The 21,510-nt window shown below is 41.2% G+C and carries 22 protein-coding genes and 2 tRNA genes; 14 read left to right on the top strand and 10 right to left on the bottom strand.

The window, feature by feature from the left end; translation table 11 throughout:
* The first annotated feature begins 114 nt into the window (after window positions 1–114).
* The 3 genes from miaB (at window position 115) to GP480_RS03385 (ending at window position 3,891) form a co-directional block, all read left to right on the top strand.
* Window positions 115–1,449 (top strand): tRNA (N6-isopentenyl adenosine(37)-C2)-methylthiotransferase MiaB, encoded by a 1,335-nt coding sequence (gene miaB / locus GP480_RS03375; protein WP_164500989.1) that lies wholly within the window; start codon window positions 115–117, stop codon window positions 1,447–1,449.
* A 353-nt stretch (window positions 1,450–1,802) separates the two neighbouring features.
* Window positions 1,803–1,892 (top strand) — tRNA-Ser (locus GP480_RS03380).
* Window positions 1,893–2,472: 580 nt separating this feature from the next.
* Window positions 2,473–3,891 carry a cryptochrome/photolyase family protein gene (locus tag GP480_RS03385; protein WP_160095845.1) on the top strand — a complete coding sequence of 473 codons (1,419 nt, stop codon included), beginning with the start codon at window positions 2,473–2,475 and terminating at the stop codon, window positions 3,889–3,891.
* 22 nt (window positions 3,892–3,913) lie between these two features.
* Here GP480_RS03385 and GP480_RS03390 read toward each other — a convergent pair whose 3' ends face one another.
* The 6 genes from GP480_RS03390 to GP480_RS03415 form a co-directional block, all read right to left on the bottom strand.
* Window positions 3,914–4,636 carry a hypothetical protein gene (locus GP480_RS03390; RefSeq protein ID WP_160095847.1) on the bottom strand — a complete coding sequence of 241 codons (723 nt, stop codon included), beginning with the start codon at window positions 4,634–4,636 and terminating at the stop codon, window positions 3,914–3,916.
* Window positions 4,637–4,669: 33 nt separating this feature from the next.
* Window positions 4,670–5,107 (bottom strand): 30S ribosomal protein S9, encoded by a 438-nt coding sequence (rpsI, locus tag GP480_RS03395; RefSeq protein ID WP_160095849.1) that lies wholly within the window; start codon window positions 5,105–5,107, stop codon window positions 4,670–4,672.
* A 2-nt stretch (window positions 5,108–5,109) separates the two neighbouring features.
* Entirely contained in the window at window positions 5,110–5,568 is a 459-nt protein-coding gene (gene rplM / locus GP480_RS03400; RefSeq protein WP_160095851.1) for a 50S ribosomal protein L13, read from the bottom strand.
* 83 nt (window positions 5,569–5,651) lie between these two features.
* Window positions 5,652–6,272: a CvpA family protein gene (locus GP480_RS03405; RefSeq protein ID WP_160095853.1), complete on the bottom strand. Its 621-nt coding sequence runs from the start codon at window positions 6,270–6,272 to the stop codon at window positions 5,652–5,654.
* Window positions 6,273–8,840: a TRAP transporter permease gene (locus tag GP480_RS03410; protein WP_160095855.1), complete on the bottom strand. Its 2,568-nt coding sequence runs from the start codon at window positions 8,838–8,840 to the stop codon at window positions 6,273–6,275. It lies immediately after the preceding gene.
* A gap of 33 nt (window positions 8,841–8,873) precedes the next feature.
* A complete protein-coding gene (locus tag GP480_RS03415) occupies window positions 8,874–9,491 on the bottom strand; it encodes a superoxide dismutase (protein WP_160095857.1) in 618 nt (205 codons plus the stop codon).
* Between the two features lie 183 nt (window positions 9,492–9,674).
* Here GP480_RS03415 and tsaB point away from each other — a divergent pair, with 183 nt between their 5' ends.
* The 3 genes from tsaB (at window position 9,675) to GP480_RS03430 (ending at window position 12,820) form a co-directional block, all read left to right on the top strand.
* Entirely contained in the window at window positions 9,675–10,265 is a 591-nt protein-coding gene (tsaB, locus tag GP480_RS03420) for a tRNA (adenosine(37)-N6)-threonylcarbamoyltransferase complex dimerization subunit type 1 TsaB (protein WP_160095859.1), read from the top strand.
* Between the two features lie 20 nt (window positions 10,266–10,285).
* Complete coding sequence (locus GP480_RS03425; protein WP_160095861.1) at window positions 10,286–11,428, top strand: branched-chain amino acid transport system II carrier protein; 1,143 nt, start codon at window positions 10,286–10,288, stop codon at window positions 11,426–11,428.
* A gap of 192 nt (window positions 11,429–11,620) precedes the next feature.
* Window positions 11,621–12,820, top strand: a complete 1,200-nt coding sequence (locus GP480_RS03430) for an MFS transporter (protein ID WP_160095863.1) — start codon at window positions 11,621–11,623, stop codon at window positions 12,818–12,820.
* A 9-nt stretch (window positions 12,821–12,829) separates the two neighbouring features.
* Here the strand turns inward: GP480_RS03430 and GP480_RS03435 are convergent, their stop codons facing one another.
* Window positions 12,830–13,879 (bottom strand): mechanosensitive ion channel family protein, encoded by a 1,050-nt coding sequence (locus tag GP480_RS03435; RefSeq protein WP_237111333.1) that lies wholly within the window; start codon window positions 13,877–13,879, stop codon window positions 12,830–12,832.
* Between the two features lie 92 nt (window positions 13,880–13,971).
* Here GP480_RS03435 and GP480_RS03440 point away from each other — a divergent pair.
* The 3 genes from GP480_RS03440 to GP480_RS03450 all read left to right on the top strand — a co-directional run bounded on the left by GP480_RS03440 (window position 13,972) and on the right by GP480_RS03450 (window position 16,090).
* Window positions 13,972–14,048: transfer RNA gene (locus GP480_RS03440), tRNA-Asp, on the top strand.
* A gap of 152 nt (window positions 14,049–14,200) precedes the next feature.
* The gene (locus GP480_RS03445; RefSeq protein ID WP_160095865.1) at window positions 14,201–14,908 is read left to right on the top strand and encodes a class II aldolase/adducin family protein; all 708 of its coding nucleotides are present in this window, start codon (window positions 14,201–14,203) and stop codon (window positions 14,906–14,908) included.
* Window positions 14,909–14,920: 12 nt separating this feature from the next.
* Window positions 14,921–16,090, top strand: coding sequence for an aspartate aminotransferase family protein (locus GP480_RS03450; RefSeq protein WP_160095867.1), 1,170 nt, complete (start codon window positions 14,921–14,923; stop codon window positions 16,088–16,090).
* 55 nt (window positions 16,091–16,145) lie between these two features.
* Here the strand turns inward: GP480_RS03450 and GP480_RS03455 are convergent, their stop codons facing one another.
* Window positions 16,146–16,805 (bottom strand): peptidylprolyl isomerase, encoded by a 660-nt coding sequence (locus GP480_RS03455; protein ID WP_160095869.1) that lies wholly within the window; start codon window positions 16,803–16,805, stop codon window positions 16,146–16,148.
* Between the two features lie 136 nt (window positions 16,806–16,941).
* On the bottom strand, window positions 16,942–17,664 hold the full coding sequence (purC, locus tag GP480_RS03460; protein ID WP_160096148.1) for a phosphoribosylaminoimidazolesuccinocarboxamide synthase: 723 nt from the start codon (window positions 17,662–17,664) through the stop codon (window positions 16,942–16,944).
* A gap of 271 nt (window positions 17,665–17,935) precedes the next feature.
* On the opposite strand from purC, the gene GP480_RS03465 reads away from it, so the two are divergent.
* Entirely contained in the window at window positions 17,936–18,580 is a 645-nt protein-coding gene (locus GP480_RS03465; RefSeq protein ID WP_237111334.1) for a riboflavin synthase, read from the top strand.
* Between the two features lie 102 nt (window positions 18,581–18,682).
* Entirely contained in the window at window positions 18,683–19,480 is a 798-nt protein-coding gene (gene lgt / locus GP480_RS03470; protein WP_160095871.1) for a prolipoprotein diacylglyceryl transferase, read from the top strand.
* A gap of 45 nt (window positions 19,481–19,525) precedes the next feature.
* On the opposite strand, the gene GP480_RS03475 is transcribed toward lgt, so the two are convergent.
* Window positions 19,526–20,503: a COX15/CtaA family protein gene (locus tag GP480_RS03475; RefSeq protein ID WP_160095873.1), complete on the bottom strand. Its 978-nt coding sequence runs from the start codon at window positions 20,501–20,503 to the stop codon at window positions 19,526–19,528.
* A gap of 220 nt (window positions 20,504–20,723) precedes the next feature.
* Here GP480_RS03475 and rpmH point away from each other — a divergent pair, with 220 nt between their 5' ends.
* The 3 genes from rpmH (at window position 20,724) to yidD (ending at window position 21,504) form a co-directional block, all read left to right on the top strand.
* The gene (rpmH, locus tag GP480_RS03480) at window positions 20,724–20,858 is read left to right on the top strand and encodes a 50S ribosomal protein L34 (protein ID WP_011452229.1); all 135 of its coding nucleotides are present in this window, start codon (window positions 20,724–20,726) and stop codon (window positions 20,856–20,858) included.
* A 104-nt stretch (window positions 20,859–20,962) separates the two neighbouring features.
* Window positions 20,963–21,190, top strand: a complete 228-nt coding sequence (gene rnpA / locus GP480_RS03485; protein ID WP_272898933.1) for a ribonuclease P protein component — start codon at window positions 20,963–20,965, stop codon at window positions 21,188–21,190.
* A gap of 5 nt (window positions 21,191–21,195) precedes the next feature.
* A complete protein-coding gene (gene yidD, locus GP480_RS03490) occupies window positions 21,196–21,504 on the top strand; it encodes a membrane protein insertion efficiency factor YidD (protein WP_237111396.1) in 309 nt (102 codons plus the stop codon).
* Window positions 21,505–21,510: the final 6 nt, after the last annotated feature.

The following is a 21,510-nucleotide window of genomic DNA, read 5'->3' on the forward strand; positions in this document are numbered from 1 at the left end:
TAGCACAAACCAAACACCTTAAAGAGTTGTACTTTGCTGTTATACTTAGCGTAAGTAGTCATGTTTTCTCACACGAAGGTTTGCATGGAAGAAATAGAGAAAAAAAATAACAGCTTGAAAAAGTTCCATATTAAGACTTATGGCTGCCAGATGAATGTTTACGATTCAGAAATGATCGGGAAGATCGTTGGCGGATTAGGGTTCACACTCTCAGAAAGAGCTGAGGATGCAGACTTAATAATTTTAAATACGTGCAACATTAGGGAAAAAGCAGCCGAAAAACTTTACTCCGAGCTTGGACAAATAAGACTTCTACAAAAAAAGAAGCAAGAGAGAATCCTCACTGTGGTTGCTGGGTGTGTTGCACAAGCCGAGGGCGAAGAGATAATGCGTAGAGCAGAAAATGTTGACATAGTTGTTGGTCCACAGAGTATCCACTCGCTGCCTGAACTTATTGCAAGAGTCAACAGACAATCTGGGAAAGCAATAAAAATAGAATTTGACCCTATAGAAAAATTTGACTACTTAGCAGAAGAAACTAGTAAAAGACAGGTACATCAATCTTCAGCTTTTCTCTCTATACAAGAAGGCTGTGACAAGTTCTGTGCATTCTGTGTTGTTCCGTACACAAGGGGAGCTGAGTATTCCAGACCAATAGAAGACGTCTATCGCGAGGCACTAAGCCTAACAACCAAAGGCGTTAAAGAGGTCACCTTACTTGGACAAAACGTGAATGGCTATCATGGACCATTGAACTCCGGAGATAGGGTATTCAATTTAGGGCAATTGATTTCACACTTAGGAAAGATTCCCTCACTAAAGAGAATACGCTACACCACCTCGCATCCTGTCGATATGCATAAAGAGCTTTATGATGCACATGCTAATGAAAGCAAGCTTATGCCGTTCGTACATCTACCGGTCCAATCTGGATCAGACAAAATCCTGAAAAAAATGAACAGGAAATACACCACTGCAGATTACCTTAAAATAATCCACGAATTCCAGAATGCGCGAAACGATATCGCTTTTTCATCTGATTTTATAGTGGGATTCCCCGGCGAAAGTGATGACGATTTTCAACAGACACTCGCATTGATAGAACAAGTAAATTATGCACAATGCTATAGCTTCAAATACAGCCCAAGACCTGGCACCCCGGGTGCTGCTTATACACAAATTGCCGAAGAAACAAAAAATACGAGACTTCAAAAACTACAACAACTGCTTAAGGAAAAACAATTAGAGTTCAACCAAAAAATGATTGGGAAAACCGTCACGGTCCTATTCGATAAAAAGCACCCAGAAAAAATCTCTGGCAGGACCGAATACATGCAACAAGTTTTTTCTTGTGATAGCAGTCTGCTTGGTAAAATAGTGAGTATGCGGGTAGAAGATGCATCGATTTTCACACTAAAATGCGTTGTAGAAAATATCATTTCGGCCTAATGGGCATATTTTGCATGCTACAAATGCGTGCAACAAATCTTGCGCTACAGTACCAATCCGCTTGGCAAAATGGATAATACCTCAGCAGAAGGTGCACCGGTATTCACACCAGAATAGAATGGGGAAAATGTCAGTGTATTATACGGTATGGTTTGCGTCGTGCTTTTCATAGAAATCTGTCGGCAAGCTGCTCTCCTCCAGATATTATTTCGATTGACCGGTGTCACTCTTCGTACAAGATTTTTATTTTACTAAATTTTCCTGATGCTCATTGCACTAGTGACTCCTGGAACAAGTCAGTTGTATTTGCCATCAATGGTGATTTCAGTTAGAGTTACACAAGAAGCAGTTTTGGAGAGGTGGCCGAGAGGCTGAAGGCGGCGGTTTGCTAAACCGTTATACGACCAAAAGTCGTATCGAGGGTTCGAATCCCTCCCTCTCCGGGTGTGATTCGTTTGGCTCTTGTCGTTTATACTAGCCGTTAGTAGGTAGTCCTTTTCTGCACACAAAATTGAAGAGCACGTTTTTTACCAGCGTCCTAGCGAGGTTCTATTCCTGTATCAATCCCTCTGCTTTCTATGGATGGATATTTGATTCAAATCCGCAGATGTGGACCGGAGACATACTCGTAAGAGTGCCGGCGTCATTTCTTCTATGACAAGTTCAGCATATGTGAAAGAGTATCATCATAAACTGTGCTTATTCTGGATAATACAGAAAACCCAAAGCTTTCGAGAAAGTGCCTTTCTATACCTCAAGATTAAAACAATACATAACTCAAACGGGTAGGAGCCCATCCATAGGATGGAGCAAAGCTGCATGGAGTCGCACTCTTCTATGAATTGCAGAAATTATGTGGATCTCATGCAAACAACTGAGTTCTCACACCTGACGCTTTTCTAGCTCAAGCATCTTGAATACTTCCACCATAGCAAATCAATTCACACCATTACTTGGACATCAGTTTTCGTATAAACAACAAGATTATGCTAGAACAGATAAAAACAGGACATCTCACAACAAATGAGCGTTTCTCAAATAGCAATAGTATGGTTTCGGAAAGATTTTCGCACTGACGACAACCCTGCATTATCTGAAGCCACAAAAATTTGGAATATTCTTCCTGTGTATATAATCGATGAAAATAATTGTAGCACTCGAAAACCCGGAAAAGCGGCTAGAATTTGGATCGCAAGAAGTCTAACCGATTTAAATAAATCCTTGGACCATCATCTGAAAATTTATAGCGGTGATACGATAACTATCCTAAAGACTTTGTTATCTTACCATAAAGCAGAAGCACTATACTGGAACACCACATATGACCCCAAACAAGACAAATATGATGAACAAATAAAAACAGAGATTCTAAAGTATTACCCGAATATTATCGTTCGGAATTTTAATGCTAGGTTGTTATGGGACCCGTCTGAACTCCGCAAGAAGAATGGAGATACATACAGACTTTTCACAGCATTTAAAAATAAAGTCATGGGAGAACAGTTGGAACCTCGTCTTCCCATTCCTTCTCCTGTAGAAATACGTTACTGCAAAGAAATAAAAATAGCAGAATTAGTTTCAGTTACACCGAAAAACATCATTAAAGATAAAGACCACCGTTTTGAGCAGGGAATATATAGAAAATGGAAGATAAGCGAAAAAGATGCACACACTTTGTTACAGGACTTTGTTGATAAAAAACTAGAAAATTATCACATCGATCGCGACTATCCGGCGAAAAATGGTATATCAAACCTTTCGCCTTACATAAATTTTGGACAAATTTCACCAAACCGAATTTGGTTTGCTATTGCGCGATTTTTTCCTCAATCAATGCAATTTCTCACAGAACTGCTTTGGAGAGAATTCGCTTACGGCATTCTAAGCACAAACCCAGAATTAGGTTCTAAAAATTTACAACAAAAATTCGACTATTTCCCATGGGAAAATGATAAAGAAAAATTCAAATTATGGTCTCAGGGAACAACTGGATATTCAATCGTAGATGCTGGTATACGGGAACTCCTGAGCACCGGATACATGCATAACCGAGTGCGAATGATAGTTGGATCATTCCTTACAAAAAATCTCTTGATACACTGGAAATATGGAGAAAAATTTTTTTGGGAACATTTGGTGGATGCTGACCCTGCAAGCAACACGTTTAACTGGCAGTGGATTGCAGGCTCTGGTTCAGACTCTGTACCATATTTCCGAATCTTTAGTCCAACCACACAAATAAAAAAATTTGATCTACAACTACAGTACATACACAAATGGCTCCCTGAGTACAGCAGTATGTGTTCCACTCCTGTTCGCTTACAAAAAAAACGCCAGACACCAGTTGAGCTAGTGGTAGATGAAAAAGTGTCAAGGAAAAAAGCCCTAACAGCATTTAGAATTGCAAATATCAGGTATAGAAAAAACTTATTAATTCCATGACCTTTTTAAGGCAAGCACAGTATTATTTTTCTTTGAGTATCAAAGAAGTCACACCAGAAGCCCCAACAACTGATCCCGGGATTCCTAGAGATGCTGGAAAGAACAACCCTATGCTACCTAAAAATTCAGATAAAGAGACTTCCCCCTCCACGGAAGTCGGTGATCTTACTTGAATACTCCCAAGCAGATCTATACGTTGTCTCGTTAGCTCAAGAATCCGTAAATCGGATGAATCACCGAACTTCAATGAGAGACCAGGATCATCCGCAGGCATATCTACCTGTTGGGCAGTAATCTCAAAATAGAAAAACCGCTCCGACCCTCTTTGGGAGATAATCAATGTGGCTCCGCTCTTTGGCTCGAGAGGCTCGTGTGTAACTACATCAAAAAGAGAAGGGTACTTCCCAAGATTTTCTTTATAAAGAGGGCTACTCTCAGAAGGATTGTGCACAACAACTAATCGGACATCTTTTTCTAAGAGTGAAGTTAAAGACCTCCTACGTTCACGAAGTGATTCCAGATCTTCACTTATTCTGAGAGGACTCGTCTCTCTAGGAGTGTGAACGATATAGAGCACACAACATTCCGAAGAAGAAGCGACATCAACTGTAGCGAATTCGACCGCGGCCTGAATGCTTGCGGCAAAAACCCTATCGGGAGTAGTGAGCTCATTAAAACTAGGAAGCTCGCTTCCAACAGAGAGCGTGGCAAGATATGCACAAAACTTAGGTAGAATAGAAAGCACAGCAACAGCCTCTGTAACATTTCCAAACCACCACTACCTCTTGGAAAACTGAAAGCTCTTACGCGCCTTCTTCCTACCGTATTTCTTTCTTTCAACTACACGAGGATCCCTAACCAAGAAACCACTCTCTTTTAGGGGACCCCTGAAATAAGGATTGAAATTTTGAAGAGCCCGGCTAAGACCAAGTCGCAGTGCACCGGTCTGCCCTGAAATTCCACCACCCTTAACGGTAGCAAAAACATCAAACTTTCCCGCAACATCACAGACACGCAACGGGAGATACACATCCTGGCAGAGATACTGGTGTCTAAGATAGGACATAAGATCAGACTTTCCGTTTACACAGAAGCTCCCCGTACCAGCCTTAACCCAAACTCTAGCAACAGACGCCTTCCTGCGTCCTGTACCATACGCACGGCCCTGTCTATCCACAACCGGCACTCTCTTTACCTGAGATTCACCATCAAGCATAGTTACCTTCTATTTTTTCTATTTAACGACGCAAAATCCACAACGCTCGGTTTTTGAGCCCCATGCTTGTGCTCAGGACCAGCATAAACATAGAGATTCTTAAACCTTCTACGTGCCATCGGACCATCATCTAGCATCCTCTTAACAGCAAGCTTGACAACTTCACAAGGCTTTTTTCCACAAAGCACTTTAGCTGGAGTTGTACTCTTGATCCCACCAGGATACCCGGTATGCCTATAATAAACCTTATCGGACATCTTAGAACCGGAGAACTTAACCTTAGAGGCATTGACAACAATTACGTTATCCCCGCAGTCCATGTGTGGAGTATATGTAGGCTTGGTCTTGCCCCGCAAGACAGTAGAAATAAAAGCAGCAAGCCTTCCAACAACGGCATCTGTTGCATCCACAACAATCCATTGCTTTTCTATCTGCGCTTGCTTTAAAAAAAACGTACTCATAGGGGTGATTCTAATATCACGTAGAATGCCAGTCAACTAGCAGCTTGTATACTATCTTTATACTCGTTTCTCTCGTCGAAGTCTTACTTCTCGTCAAGAAGAGAGTCTAACAGCCCTGGAAGAAACACCCTCTCATCGCTTCTACTTGATTCGGGGGAATTGTTGTGAAAAGTCGCTGAATAGGTACGCAAAGAAACAAAGACTTCATCTGGAATAACCGAATTAACGGCACTGTCCAGATAGTTAAGTGCACTAAAACTCTTAGCACTTTTTAACCATATGGGAAGATAATACCCAGGCTCTCTCGAGCTATCTTCTATCTCATCCCCGTTCAGGGCATAGTAGAAGACGTTGAGCATAGCAAACAGCAAATAGCAATACGCAATCCCCCGAAGAACACCAAAAAAACCGCCCAATACTCTATCTGCAGGCCCCAATCTTACCGGAGCAATAAGATACATAACCCAGCCATTTATAAGGCCCAGAATAACAAAACTAGTGATAAAAACAGATACCCCTGAAAGCGGAGCAACTATCGGCCCAGGTTTGACGTCAAACAACTCGAGAAAGACATTGGCATTATGATAAGTGAACATCACGGAAATAATGATAACAGCAGCACTGAAAACTTCCTTAATTGCACCCCTCAGTACACCAACGAGAACTGTGAGAAGGAAGACAAATAACAATACTAGATCGAACATTTAGGACACTTTACGCTTCCTCTGGCTCAGAAAAATACAAGAAAATAGTAAAAAAGCTGTAGCGTATACGACCCACTTTGGCATCTGCGGTTGTGACACCATAATTTGTGCAATCTTCATAGAGGTATCAAATGTGGCACATTGAGCTCTTGCATTTTGATCGACTGATATAACATTCAGCATACGGTCCCCGTCATATGCTGCTACTACTCCACAGGAACGAAGCTTTTGTTCTATCGTACTGTCAACACCGCTCTGTATTGTGACCTTTTTTACTTCAGGGTTGCCAAAAAAACTTCGTTCTTGCAGCACAACCATAATCCTTTTAGAGTCACTGGATCTTTCTAAGATATGTTCATTCATTTCGAGTGGCAGGTATTCCGGTGTGACAAGATTCACAAAAATGGAAGGAGCTAAAAGGGCGATTCCCACGAAGAAAAGTATAACCGACTCGTAAAACTTGCTCTTGATGAGAAAGTAACCTTGTGATCCTGCAGTTACGGATATTATTCCCAGTATGCAGAAAACAACAACCTGGAACAAATCCAAAGGACCTGAAAGGTTAAATCCTAAGATTTGAGGGTCTAAAACAAACAAAAATGGAAGTAACATGGTTCTAATGTTGTATAAAAATGCCTGCACTCCCGTCATGATTGCGTTGCCACCCGCTATAGCTGCAGCTGCATATGAGGCTAAACCTACCGGGGGTGTAACATCAGCCATAAGACCAAAATAGAAGACAAATAAGTGAACCGAAAATAGTGTAAGTACTATCCCACTCTTATCTGTCACATACATTAATACAGGGACCATCAAAGTTGAAACAATAATGTAGCATGCTGTAGTAGGCATCCCCATTCCCAGGACTATACACATTACTGCTGTAAGAAACAGGGTCAATAAAAGGTTTCCATTAGAAACAACATCTAGTACGCCACCAATTTTCAATCCTATGCCCGTCAAAGAAACCGAACCAACAATTATACCTGCTGCTGCAGTTGCAACTGCAACCACTGTCATGTTCTTTGAACTCATTATCATTGCATTAATGCAGTTAACGAAACCAACACGCAGTGCAGAATAAAACCCATACCTACGCTCAAGAGCATTCACAATGATTTCTTTCGTAAGTAACTCAAAAAATAGAAAAAGTATCGTCCAATAAGCAGAAAGCGCCGGAGACATTCGCTCCACAAGAAGGCACCATACCAGAATGATCAGAGGTAAAAAGTGATGTAAGCCCGTTTTTAACTTAAAGGCCACACTAGATCTATCAACATCCGCCGCCTTGTTCAGCGTGTATTGGTACCACAGGAGAAAAATGTATACTAATCCACACAACCCACCCATGACAAGCGTAACGTAAGGACCGGCAATCATTTTCAGACCTGAGAAATGTAGAAACCCCTCTATAAGGACGTAGAGACCGGAAACAAGAACTGCAATGGATGCACAAACAAGCAACAAATACCAAATCATGGTATAGAGCTTCATCCTCTTGGCATCTGGAATAACTTGAGGCATGGCACCAAGCTTACAGGCTTCAATGTGAACAATATATAGAAGCGCTATATACGTTAAAATTGCGGGTAAAAAGGCATGTTTTACAACTTCGATATAGGGAATAGAAAGGTACTCTGCCATCAGAAACGCAGCAGCTCCCATTACTGGAGGCATAATCTGACCATTTATCCCAGCAGAAACTTCTATAGCAGCAGCCTTTTCAGCGCTGAAGCCCATTTTCTTCATCATAGGAATGGTCAATGAACCAACAGTAATAGTGTTCGCAATTGAAGAACCAGAAATCATCCCCATAAGTCCCGAAGACACTACAGCAGCTTTCGCAGGTCCACCTCTAAATCTGTTTAAAAGTAAAAATGAAAGTTCGATAAAGAAATTCCCTGTACCTGTCTTTTCCAAAAGACCCCCAAAAAGGACATACAAGAAAACAAAGTCTGCAGATACGGAAATAGCTGTCCCAAACACACCTTCGGTAGAAAACCACTGCTGTGAAGCAATTGCTGAGAACATATAGTTCTTGTGGGCAATAACATCTGGCATAACTTCACCAAATCTAGAATAGAAAAGAAACACCAACACAACAGCCACGACCGCAAAACCTACTGTTCTACGTGCAGCCTCGAGGAGAGCACATATTCCACATGCAGCAATCAGCAGATCAATTATCGTTGGAATTCCAAGTCTCAGCGCAATCTGCCTGTAAAAGACCACTAGATATAAACACGCACATATACCCATGGAGCTCAGCAACCAGTCCGTAATAGGGATGTACCTCTTCTCTGAAGTCGAGAAAGCTGGGAACATCGACAAAGATAAGAAAAGCCCAAATGCAAGGTGTAAAGCACGCACTTGAAAATCGTTGAAAATGAAAGCATTTGAACCAATATAATTCGCCAGATGGAACTGTAGAGGAGACGCAACCCAAAGCTGAAAAAATGCCCAAGCTAACGCTACACAAGAAATGACCATGTACAACAATGTACCCTTTGGTGGGCGAGAACCGAGCTCAGACTCGGTCAGATGTTCATAATCTTCCTTTCGAACCATAAAACTCTATCAAGAAAAAGAGAGGCTGCATGCTTATACAGATGCAGCATAATTTGTGGAAGCAAACTCCCAATTAAGCAATTGACCCAAAAATGCCGCTACATAATCGGGCCTACGATTCTGATAATCTAGGTAATAAGCATGCTCCCACACATCAATCACAAGCAATGGAGACAAACCCTCCACAGTTAATGGCGTTTCGGCATTAGATGTTTTGAGAACTACCAGTTTATCTTTCAACTTATCGAAAGCTAGCCATGCCCATCCGCTACCAAACTGACCGATAGCAGCAAGACCAAGCTGTTCCTTTAATGCGTCAAGACTACCAAAATCTCGCACGACCTGTCCCATAAAAGCATCGTCCGGTTGAGGTTTATGCAATGGGGAGCACATTGAGTTCCAATAGAATGAGTGGTTCCAAACTTGTGCAGCGTTGTTGAAAATTCCTTCACAACCTTCCCTTCCATAACTTTTTTTTATGATATCCACCAACCCATACCCGTGATTGAGTTCTTTATTGACCAACAGCTCATTTAGCTTATTTACATAACCTGAATGATGCTTGTCATAATGAAAGCTCAAAGTCTTCTCAGAGATGAGTGGCTCCAGGGCATCCCTATGGTAAGGCAGGTCCGGTAATATAACTGTCATTGCAGATACCATCAATTAACAAAGCAGGATACTACCACTTTGGAACATATTTTGCAAAACTTGGCACAATGTGCGATGAAATAGACAATCTGGTTCTGTGGCAATTGTTTAGGCTGGCAAACTAACAATGCGTCGACCTAAATAAGCTCATTTTTCGCGTTTAGTGTATTTGAAGGGCAACTCATGAATGTCATGTCCGTTGACTCATCGGGGGAGTTTAATTTTTCTGTGGCAATCGTAAAAGATGGTGAAATAACTTCCTCTAAGGCAATCGAGGGCAGATTTTCCGAGCATTTTTTTCCCTTTCTTTTCTCTCTAGAAAGGAAAACCTTCGAGGAGATTGATTTATTCGCTGTAAATACGGGACCGGGAAGCTATACTGGCATTAGGGCAGCAATAGCAGCTCTCCAAGGGCTGTCAATTTTCTCGAATAAGAAGCTTGTAGGTCTCAATGCTTTCTCGGTTGTGCTTGATAAATTCGAGAGGAACAATAAGGAAAAGATGAAAAACTGGAACACGATTGCAATAGTGCTACGTGGATACAACGACTCATTTTTTTATCTTAAAGAGCTCAAAAGAAATTTCGAGGAACATACGAAAATTGTCAGAATAGACCGAAAAGATTTGGGAAAGATTTGCTCGGACATTTTACTGACCAACATCCCCGGTTGCGGACATATTTGTGAGGTCTCTGCGGAAGATTTAGCTCTACTGGCACTTCAGCAGAAAGATTTCAAAAATGAACTTCAACCCGTCGTTCCACTCTACATATAGCCGAGATCATCAATTTTTTTATGCCCATCTCCAAACCAATACAGGTTGCTATAGCTTCACTGACCATTTTCGCGATTTTCTTCGGCGCAGGAAATCTCATATACCCCACATTCGTTGGCCTAGAAACAAGAAGTAACTTCATGTATGGATTTCTTGGATTTGCATCTACGGGGATCTTCTTACCACTATTGGGGCTAATAAGCATGATCAAGATAGGATGCAAAACAGATGAATTTTTCGCCTTAGCGGGGAAAAAAGTCAGTACGATATTGGTAGTGTTAATATTGTTATTGTTGGGACCACTCGGTGGGATCCCTAGATGCATCATAGTTTCTTTCGAAGCACTCAAAATTATGAGCAGTAGTATTCGTTTAATTCATTTTAACTTTCTTTTCGGCACACTGACGTTTCTGCTTGTCCTACGTGAAAGTGAAGTTGTTCGGATCGTTGGTAAGTGGCTTACACCGGCATTGATACTGGGAATACTAGTGATAGTAATCGCTGGGATATCATCAAATCAGGTAATGTCGGACGCTACGCTTACTGGATTTTCTTCGTTTACATTTGCAGCCCTCGAAGGCTACCAAACAATGGATGCCTGCGCAGCGATTTTTTTCGCAAAAATCATACTGGATTACTTTAAAAAGGAAGTACCAGAAAGTGATATTTTAAATTATTCTTTACTCTCCTCGATATTCGGCTTTTTCCTTTTAGGAATTGTATACGCGGCACTGCTTTTCCTGGGCGCGAAGTATGCCATCAATCTTAACGAAATACCGAAGGCAAACTTGTTCAATTCTTTAACATGTTTGGTTGTAGGTAAAGCGTCATCAGTGGTAGTGTCATTTACCGTCTTTTTTGCTTGTCTTACAACTGTGATTGCATTAGTACAATTAGTATCAAAATGGCTTACAGAACACGCCGGCATCGACTTTAAACTATCTGTTTGCGGAACTGTCGTTTGTAGCATGATTTCTGCTTCGTTCGGATTTCAGACTTTGACGACCCTTCTGATAAGTATTTTGAGCCTACTTTATCCTGCCCTTATTGTGCTTATCTTGTGTAATTTAGCTTCTGGCTATTGTCAGCACATGCGTAAATATTCTCCTGTGATCTTTTGGCTTGCGGCAGCGATCAGTACATATATGGCCGCAGGATTATGACGTGAACAAATGGGATGATAAGAAATATCAAAGATGACGCTTGATATTTCACCGTGGAAGATATTATCATAACGCCTACCAGTAACTTCAACAATGGGTGGTCTTTGCGCACCGGAAAGCAAACTACTTTTCCTGTAGTGGGGGAGATGCCTTTGTCGTTTTATCTGTGACTTTGCGTTTTTGGGTAAACATATGGGAAATATTCTTCCGTGGCTGATAGCGACTTTATTCTTCATGTACCAGTACATACTTCGTGTTCTGCCAAATGTCATAGTTGATGACATAATGATGAAGTTTGACATTTCGCCTGCCACCCTAGGACAAGTGGGTGGACTCTATTATATTGCATACACTCTGCTTCACATACCCGTGGGAATGATCCTGGACCGTGTGGGTGCTAGGACGGTGATTTTTGTTGGTGCTTTGTTAGTGGTCATCGGAATGTTACCTCTGGTTTATACTTCGTCTATAGAGCTCTTGATTGTGGGAAGGTTCATTCTAGGTGGAGCATCTTCGATTGGCATACTAGGCCTACTAAAAGTGGTCAGGGATCTTTTTGCGCAAGAAAATTTCTCCTTCGTTTTGGGAATCTCAGTATCCGTTGCGTTAATAGGAGCGATGTATGGCGGACAGCCATTGCACTACTGTATACACACGTTTGGGTGGTATAGCACCTTTTCCGTGCTTTTGATTGCGGGCCTCGTTATTGCAGTTTCTGCGTACATCTTTATCCCTGCAAGAGGAAAGCAGCACAGTGAGAATACAGCCACAAAGGCATTGTCAGAGCTTTTTTCGTTCAAGAAGTGGTTGGTTATTTCATTGATAGGTGGATTGATGATCGGTCCTGTGGAAGGCTTCGCCGACAATTGGGCTACCAAGTTCTTTACTGTCGTTTACCCTAGCATTACGCCTTCAATGGCAGCCTTTCTACCATCGTTAATACTGCTAGGAATAGCAGTTGGGTCACCAATCATAGGGCTGATAGTTGCACGTTTCAATAACTATTATTCGATCCTCACCTTCTGCGGATGTGTGATGCTATTAGGTTTCCAGTTGTTATTCTATGCCCAATTATCACTCAACTTGTTATCCGCTGTGCTGTTCACAGTAGGTGTAGCTTGCTGCTACCAAACATTAATAATACACCTTGCTTCTTGCATGGTACCAAAAGACTGTGCAGGAACTGCTGCAGCATGTGCCAATATGATAATGATGGCTTTTGGGTATTTCTTTCACTCAACAATAAGCATTGTGATTGGAGATAGCATAGCAGATCCTGACAGAATTGTAGCAGGGCTTTCAGTTATCACGTATTGCTTAGCAATTGCGGTTCTAGCATTACCCCTCTTCTGGAGGTTTTGCGTAAAGAATAAAAATCCGCTCTTAGACTAAAAGAGCAGCTTAACGGCTGTCGTACAGGCATATCTCTGTTTCCGGATACATAGGTTTGAGGTCCATTCTTCTTGCGGTTTCGAAGACTGCAAGAAGGATTTCCTGTCGAGTTGAGGAGAACTCCGTCCAAACCCTTGCTTTTGTGTACGCGATCAACCTAATTGCAACCACTGCACTTCCTATCTTACTCACATTAAAAGTTGCCTTAAATTGTTGATTGAGCAGTTCATTCTTCTCAAGAAACGAAGCCACTTCTTTTGTAAATTGCGGAATTATTGCACTATCACGAAATTCAAATTTCAGGACTTCATCGATACGTCTTGCAAGAACTTCACTCTCATTTTGAATAACGATTGTTGAGAAAATCGCATTTGGAATATACATGGGTTTTTTTTCAAGTGTAATGACTCGAGTAAAACGCCAAGTGATCTTGTCAACTACCCCCATGATATCTCTGTCGCTCGAATAAATAAGATCCCCAACTTTAAATGGCCGATCCAAAAGAATTGTCACAAATCCAAAAAAACTTGAAAATAAATCCTTTGAAGCCAAACCAATAACAACACCACCTATACCACCAACAGCCAAAATTCCACTGATATTGATGTTGAGTTTGTCCAGTATCATTAAGCCTACCACCAACAGCAGCGCACTTTTCGTGACCGTTGTAAGAACATTAATCACAAAAGAATAATTCGCTTCCTTTAGTGCGCAATGGTTCTCAACAGTTTTGATTATTCGAATAAATACCCAACCAATACATCCAATAAGCGCAACTTCTAATGTCATGCATAAAGCCCAGAATTTCTCGTAAATGGTGCTGCTCTTCAGAGAGAGCAAAAGACCACCTACAATCATCGTAATGAGCAGAGGGTATCTAACATTTTTAAGAAGGCGGAAAAAAAGATGCTGTTCCGAACTTGATTGAATTTTAAAACGGATCAAAGCATCACAAAGTAAAATTGCCAATATCGCCCCTAAGGCAATAAAAATACCACCATATGTCTCAACAAAATTACCCATCAATCCTATATATCCAATAGACAACGCTTTCCCCATATTGACACCCTCTCTACACGTGTAATACTATCACCACTGGGGTTTGTAAGGCTACAACGTGTCCGTTACTTCTTACTCTTCCCGTTGTTTTTGGGGGTGTAGCTCAGTTGGTTAGAGTGCCGGTCTGTCACGCCGGAGGTCGCGAGTTCGAGTCTCGTCATCCCCGCCATTTTGGGGACCCTAGTTTCGTAGGGTTGTTTAGGCACTTTTCCTCGAAACAAGGTATGACAAACAAGAAACGGTTGTGATGACATGAATGAATTAAGTGCATGCTTGTGCTGTGTGATGTCTTCACCCGTACATACTTTTATTCATTAATCGATGCCTGATCTTCCTATCAAGAAAGACCTTTTATACGCATACCGAATTATCGCGTATCTTGGTATGGATGATCTCACCTATACTCATATCACTGTCCGCCCAGAAAACGCAGATTTCTTCTACATAGCAAAGTTTGGTGTTCTTTTTAATCAGGTCACTTTCGATGATTTGGTCAAAGTCAGTTTGAACGGCGAAATTCTCGATGGAGAAGAGGTCATATACAATAAAACAGCCTACACAATACACGGCTCCGTATATAACAGCCGTAGTGATGTGAATGCGGTATACCATCTGCACACACAGGCAAGTATTGCGGTCTCTGTTATGGAGTGTGGACTCTTACCACTTTCCCAATTTGCGATGCCCTTTTTTGAGAACATCTCCTATTACAAATATGACTCTCTTGCTTCGGATAAAGCGACTCAAGGAGCAGATCTAGTGAATAGCCTAGGTTCTTACAAAGCAATGCTGATGCGTTCACATGGTTTGCTAACGTGCGGTAGTAGCCTACAAGAGGCTCTTTTCTATACCAGATTTTTAGAGCAAGCTTGTAGAACCCAAGTTGCGATTCTTTCCACAAGACAGAAATACATACTTCCAGAATCAGATGTATGTAGAAAGGCAAGGCATGATATGCTTACATTTGAGGAGAGATTGGGCGAACGTGATTGGAAAGCTCTCTCGAAGTTATTTGAAAAGAGGGTCTGACCTATTGAGTCTATGTCTGCAGTCCTAGGATTTTCAAGGAAATTTCCGGTAAAGATAGTACGAGCCGAAGGTATATATCTTTTCGACTCCAATGGGAAACAGTATTGTGACTTCACAAGTGGTATTGCGACCGTCAACTTTGGGCATTGCAATGAGTACATAAACAAAAAAATCAGTGAGCAAATCCGTACGTTGTGGCACTGTTCGAATCTTTTTTCGAGTGAAATCCAAGAACAAACTGCCATAAAACTAATTAATTCAACAAATTTTGGAGACAAAGTTTTCTTTTGCTCGTCTGGTCTAGAAGCAATAGAAGCAGCAGTCAAATTTATAAAACGGTACTTTTATGAATCCGGTGACACAGCTAAAACCGAAATACTAACACTGAAAAATGGCTTTCACGGAAGGAGCGCTACTGGTATTTCAGCTGGTGGCACGGAGGAAGCGCGCCGTGGGTTTGCACCTTTATTAAAGGGATTTACACAGATAGAAGCAAATAACGTAGATGAACTGAAAGCAAAGGTGAGTCATAGTACGGCAGCAGTCATGCTCGAACTTATACAGTCCGAAGGTGGAATCTATGAAATAACAAATGATTACCTGGAAAATTTGCAGATATTAAGGAAGAAATTCGGATTTCTGTTATGTTTCGATGAAATACAAACAGGCTTCGGGAGAATCGGGCGGCTCTTTCACCACGAAAATCTTGGTATAGAACCAGATTTACTCACATGCGCAAAGGGAATGGGTAACGGGTTTCCAGTAGGGGGGTGTATAGTTAACAAAGATATTGCCTCTGTACTTCCACTCGGTGCTCATGGGGGAACCTACTCAGGAAACGCGCTTGCTATGGCCGCTGTCAGTGCAACTTTGGATCTACTAAACAAAGAATTGTTAAGTAATGTGATAAAGATGTCAGAATACCTATCAAGTTCTTTAAGAGAGATTGCAGCACTCCTCCCAGACCAGGTGATAGATATTAGAGGTAGAGGCTTGCTCATGGGAGTAGAGATAGCTCAAACTGTAGATACATGGGATCTGCTGCTGAAATGCTTAAAATCTGGGCTAGCGCTAAATCGTACATCAAAAAGACAGGTCCTGAGGATTCTACCTCCCCTGATTGTGGAAAAAAGCAACATAGATTTCGCAGCCGAAGTGCTTTACAAAAACTTAAAAAGCTAAGAAATTGCACCAATGCCTACTAGAAAATCTTACTCTTCTCTATCCAATCAGACAGCTACGATACCTGCCAACAGTCCAATATCTTGATAACTCTCGATGGTCTACCGTTGCTGGAACCATAGCTTTCTATTTTTCTCACAACCGGCATTCCCCTAACAACTTGTCCGAAAACAACGTGTCTACCATCCAACCAAGGGGTCTCCACTGTAGTAATAAAAAACTGTGATCCATTTGTATTTGGACCCCGATTAGCCATAGAGACCTTTCCGGGACCAGTATGTTTTATGACAAAGTTTTCATCGGGAAAAACATCATTGTTGTATATCGAGTGACCACCAGTACCATTACCTTGAGTGAAGTCACCTCCTTGTATCATAAAGGAAGGTATTATTCTATGAAACACAGAGCCCTTATAGCCAAATCCATTCTCACCTGTACAGAGTTGAAGAAAGTTTTCTGCAGTTCTAGGTACTACATCCGCTGCGAGTTCAATGTCTATCTCACCCAACATTTCCGCTCCAGCACCTATCTCAAGACGTACTACCGGATTAGCGTTCTTCTTTTTCATTTGTTGAACCTTACGAAAACTCACACGCTCGGTATACGATAACACATTCTCTTGAGGATGCAGGAATGCAATAGATGCATACGAGCAACGAACTCCACAAAAAAACAGAACAAACGCAGTAATAGTTGCTACACTGTTCTTCATCATACTCTAGAATTGAAAGTGTTATATGGTAGTACTCGTAATTAAATAAAAAGCTATTAATAGAAAATCCAGATCCGCAAAACTTACAACACTCGCCTGCACATGCGGGCTGTAAAATTTGACTGTCTTGAAACAGCATTCAGAATGAACCATTCAGAATACCCAAACGCCTGGCAACTTCTCTGTAATACTTACTCACTCCACCTAAATCTCTTCTAAAGCGATCTTTATCCATTTTTTCTTTTGTGCCAGTGTCCCAAAAACGACAAGTATCAGGACTAATTTCATCAATCAAAATAATCTGGTCATCATAGAAACCAAACTCGAGCTTCAGGTCTACAAGTGTGATACCGGCAGAGGACAAGGCGCCACTTAGAAAATCATTTATCCTCCACGCCATGACTTTTATTTCCTCTATCTCAGATTGTCTGAGCCAATCAAATGAAAGAATGTGATCATCAGTGACCATCGGATCTCCAAGCGAATCACTTTTGTAATATGTCTCTATCAGCGGAGCATCAAGGATCATTCCCTCCTCTAAACCAAGCCTTTTTGCGAGACCACCCGCAACTATATTGCGTACGACGAGTTCAATGGGTATTAATTCAGCTTTTTTTACAAGCTGTTCTCTCATGTTCAGTACCTTTATGAAATGTGTTTTAATTCCGACATTCTGCAGGTTTTGCATGAAGAAGGCTGATATATAGTTATTGATTACTCCCTTACCTGGAATAACAGAATGTTTCTGATTGTTATAAGCTGTAACATCATCCTTAAAATGCTGAGTTACAAGGTTAGGATTGTCAGGAAAACTAAACAATATCTTGGCTTTTCCTTCGTAAATTTTTCGTCTTTCCCTCATTGTCAACCCAACACCCAAAGACCCCAAAAGGTATCAGGATTATAGCATAAAGCAATCTACTTAACGACTTAGAGAAAGTTTATTTTTATTTTGACTACCCGACATGACATTCAAGCTAGTCCATCATTTGCGGAATAAACTTTTGAGCCGAACCCATACTATTCTCAGAAACGTAAGAAGCAAGATGTGATATATGATTTAGACTGGTTTTAATTCACCTCTCCTTTGTAATCAGAATATAGTGTAGACAAACTTCCATTGCGCACTCAGAATGAAAATGTTTCCTATAACTGGTATTTTAAGCAGTAAAGTTATGTTTAAGGGAATAGTGCAAGCACTAGGTTTAGTAACAGAGTTAACTATGATGGATAAACAAATTTCCCTTGCAGTTGATGCGAAAGCATTAGCACAGAATGTGGAACTCGGTTCCTCGGTAGCATGTAATGGTGTTTGTCTCACAGTAACTTCTATCACCAATACAGAACTAGAATTCTACATTTCTCAAGAAACATTTAGCAGAACCAACTTTCATGCACTTAAGAAAGGTGCAAAGGTAAACTTGGAAGCTTCCCTCAGGATTGGCGATACACTCGACGGACATTTTGTACAAGGTCATGTTGACGAAACTACTACGATTACCGCCATAGAAAAAGTTGGTGAATCACACGTCTTCACGTTTGCCCTTACGGAAGGAATTTCATCATTTATAACGTATAAGGGTAGCATTTGCATCGATGGTACCTCCCTCACGGTTAACGGGGTATTCGAAAACGAATTTAGTGTCAACATCATTCCATACACCTGGAGTCACACTATTTTTCACAGCAACAAAGTTGGTGATGAAGTAAATGTAGAAAGCGATTTGTTAGCTCGCTATCTAAAGCGATTGCTCGAACATACCAGACCTGCTGTATAGACCTCTTATATTTGTACGTGATAATGCGGAATCACCACCCATACTTGATTTCTCACATATTTAAGCTTACTAACTTCGTTCTGTGATAATTCAACTCAGCCGGTGACTTACGCCATAGTTTTACCATACCTTGACCCGGTTGCCTTTTCTTTTGGCCCTATTACGGTGAGATGGTACGCTTTCGCATATGTTTTCGGTATAACCTACAGTTATCTTTTCATTTCGAAGCACGCGAATCTCGCGCACAAGGAGCTAGATAGTCTTTTCTATTACGCCATACTGGGAATAATCTTTGGTGGTAGGCTTGGCTATGTCATTTTCTATAATTTGACCTATTACATCGCAAACCCACTTGAAATATTGATGCTGTGGCGTGGAGGTATGTCGTTTCATGGGGGTCTCCTCGGACTAATACTAGTGCTGTTTCTTTTCTCGTGTCAGCACTCGTACAAATTTTTCCACATTACAGATTTAATCACTTCCACTGCAAGTTTAGGCATTTTTCTTGGAAGGCTTGGGAACTTCGTAAATGCCGAACTATATGGTAGACCAACTACCCGTAGTTGGGGTGTCATTTTCCCAAATGGTGATGGCCTCCCTAGACACCCAGTACAACTCTATGAGGGATTCTTTGAAGGGTTTCTCCTTTTCCTAGCTACACAACTACTCTTCTTTAAGACACCTATCTTGAAATACTCTGGAATGCTATCCGGAATCTGGCTCACCCTATATGGCTCAACAAGAATAGTTCTAGAGAATTTTAGAGAACCAGACCCTCAAATTGGTTATTTTTTTCACTTTATTACCATGGGACAGCTTCTGTCCGTACCGATGATAGGAATAGGTATCGTAATGATTCTAATCGCTACGAAAGCGTTCAGGGAGGGGAGTCCCAGGTAGCTGAGACTCAACAGCACTTGGATATAGCTTCTGGAAGTACAGGATTTATTCGTGCTGCACCCTTAAAAAAGACACACAAATACCAAGCAGGATGAAAGCCATTATTTGATGCAACAATGCAATATCAATTGGCACGTGAAAAAGTAACGTTAGAACGCCGAAAAACATCTGTAGCAACACCATCAATGCCATCAAAAAAACCCTAGCGCGAAAAGTCCGATCATAAAAGAATGAAATGATCAGATATATAAGGCACACCAAGGTCAACAAGAAACCATTCATTCTGTGCAAAAACTGAACAAAAACTGGATCATCGAACCACGTTAAACTTACTTCATTAAATATCTCAGCAGGAAAAAATTCTCCATTCATTAGAGGAAATGTATTGCATACAAGACCAGCTTTCAGCCCAGCTACAAGGCCTCCAAGTACAATCTGCATACTCAAGAGGAACATAAGTGAGTATCCAACTAGATTCCACTCGAAGATTGCTCCTTTAACTACTGTCGGCAACAGGAATTCGTAGACCAACACTACGAAAAGTAAAGATGCACAAAAAAGATGCAAAGCAAGTCTGTAATGGCTAACGGCCGGCACGTCTAATAAACCACTTTTGACCATGTACCAACCAACAAATCCTTGCACCAGTCCCAAGATTAAAGCAATGCACAACCTCAATTGGGACCCCCTAGATAGGTTACCTACAACAAAAAAATAAACCAAACCTGCTACGAAAACTAATCCCAGTACTCTCCCAACAAGCCGATGAAAATATTCTACCAAGTAAATGAACTGAAACTCAGCATAGGAAATCGAAAAGTGACGTACTTTATACTCGGGAGTATTTTTGTACTTATCGAACTCTTTTTGCCATGCACTCTTGCTAAGTGGTGGAATCACTCCAGTTACTGGCTTCCATTCAGTAATCGATAATCCAGACTCAGTTAATCGTGTGAAACCACCAATTGACACCATAGACAATATCAGAACTATACAGACAGCAAGCCATGTTCTATAAGACATTGCAATCACACTATTTAACAACCTCAATACGGCAATGATCACATAAAAATATGCAATGAAAAAGTTCGTCCATACAAACACTTGAAGATAAGCAAGCTTTCAAAACTAAATCTGATGAAAACCGGATAAGTAGTTTTAGTCGAATTAATGAAGGCGTTGAAACCATCCATGAATCCATAGTAGAATCTACGCTGTTGTGTTCCTGCTGTTGGAGCTAGAAATGAAAAGGACTTATCAACCAAGTAAAATAGTACGTAAAAGACGGCATGGATTTAGAGCCCGCATGGCAAGCAAAAGTGGCAGAGCTATAATCAACAATAGGAGAAGAAAGGGTAGGCACGTCTTGTGCGCTTGAGAGGGGTTAAAACTCTTTCTGGCAGGGCGTTCCGGTACTATCAATGTAACAGTTTCGGCTGCCGTTCTGGAAGTGTTTTGCTCCTTATATCGCGCGGGGTAACTGTGGAGCCTATGGTAGGGTTTATAGTGACAAAAAAGGTTGGTTCTGCGGTTAAACGGAATAAAGTTCGTAGGAGACTACGTGCGTTGCTTCCTTTTCTTGTTTCAATGAAAAAGCTGCTGAACCGTGCTTATATATTTGTCCCCTCGCCTGCGTCTGTGTTTTCCGATTTTTCAGCAATAAGGAGGGACGTTTTGTCTTGTCTAGAAAGAGCAAGTCGTTCGCGCTAGCTATGATGCTTTTCGTTTTTGCATTTGTTTTTTGCTACGTTCTGTCGTGTCTCAAAAACCGCAGGGGTCCTTTCACTACCCTAGCTGTATTTGCCATTACTTTCTATAGATATGCAATATCACCACTAAAACCGCGATGTTGCATGTACGAACATACTTGTTCAGAGTATGCATTGGAAATGTTAAAAACGCATCCCTTGCCAAAAGCTATGTTCTTCTCTCTCAAGCGTCTTCTAAGCTGTCACCCTTTTGCGCACCCTAAACTCCAACAGGACTGCACAAGGAAAACGTTTAATAAGCACCTTTCTAAATAGAGGCTA

The sequence above is a fragment of the Neorickettsia findlayensis genome (genome assembly GCF_009856525.1).
Lineage (GTDB): Bacteria > Pseudomonadota > Alphaproteobacteria > Rickettsiales > Anaplasmataceae > Neorickettsia > Neorickettsia findlayensis.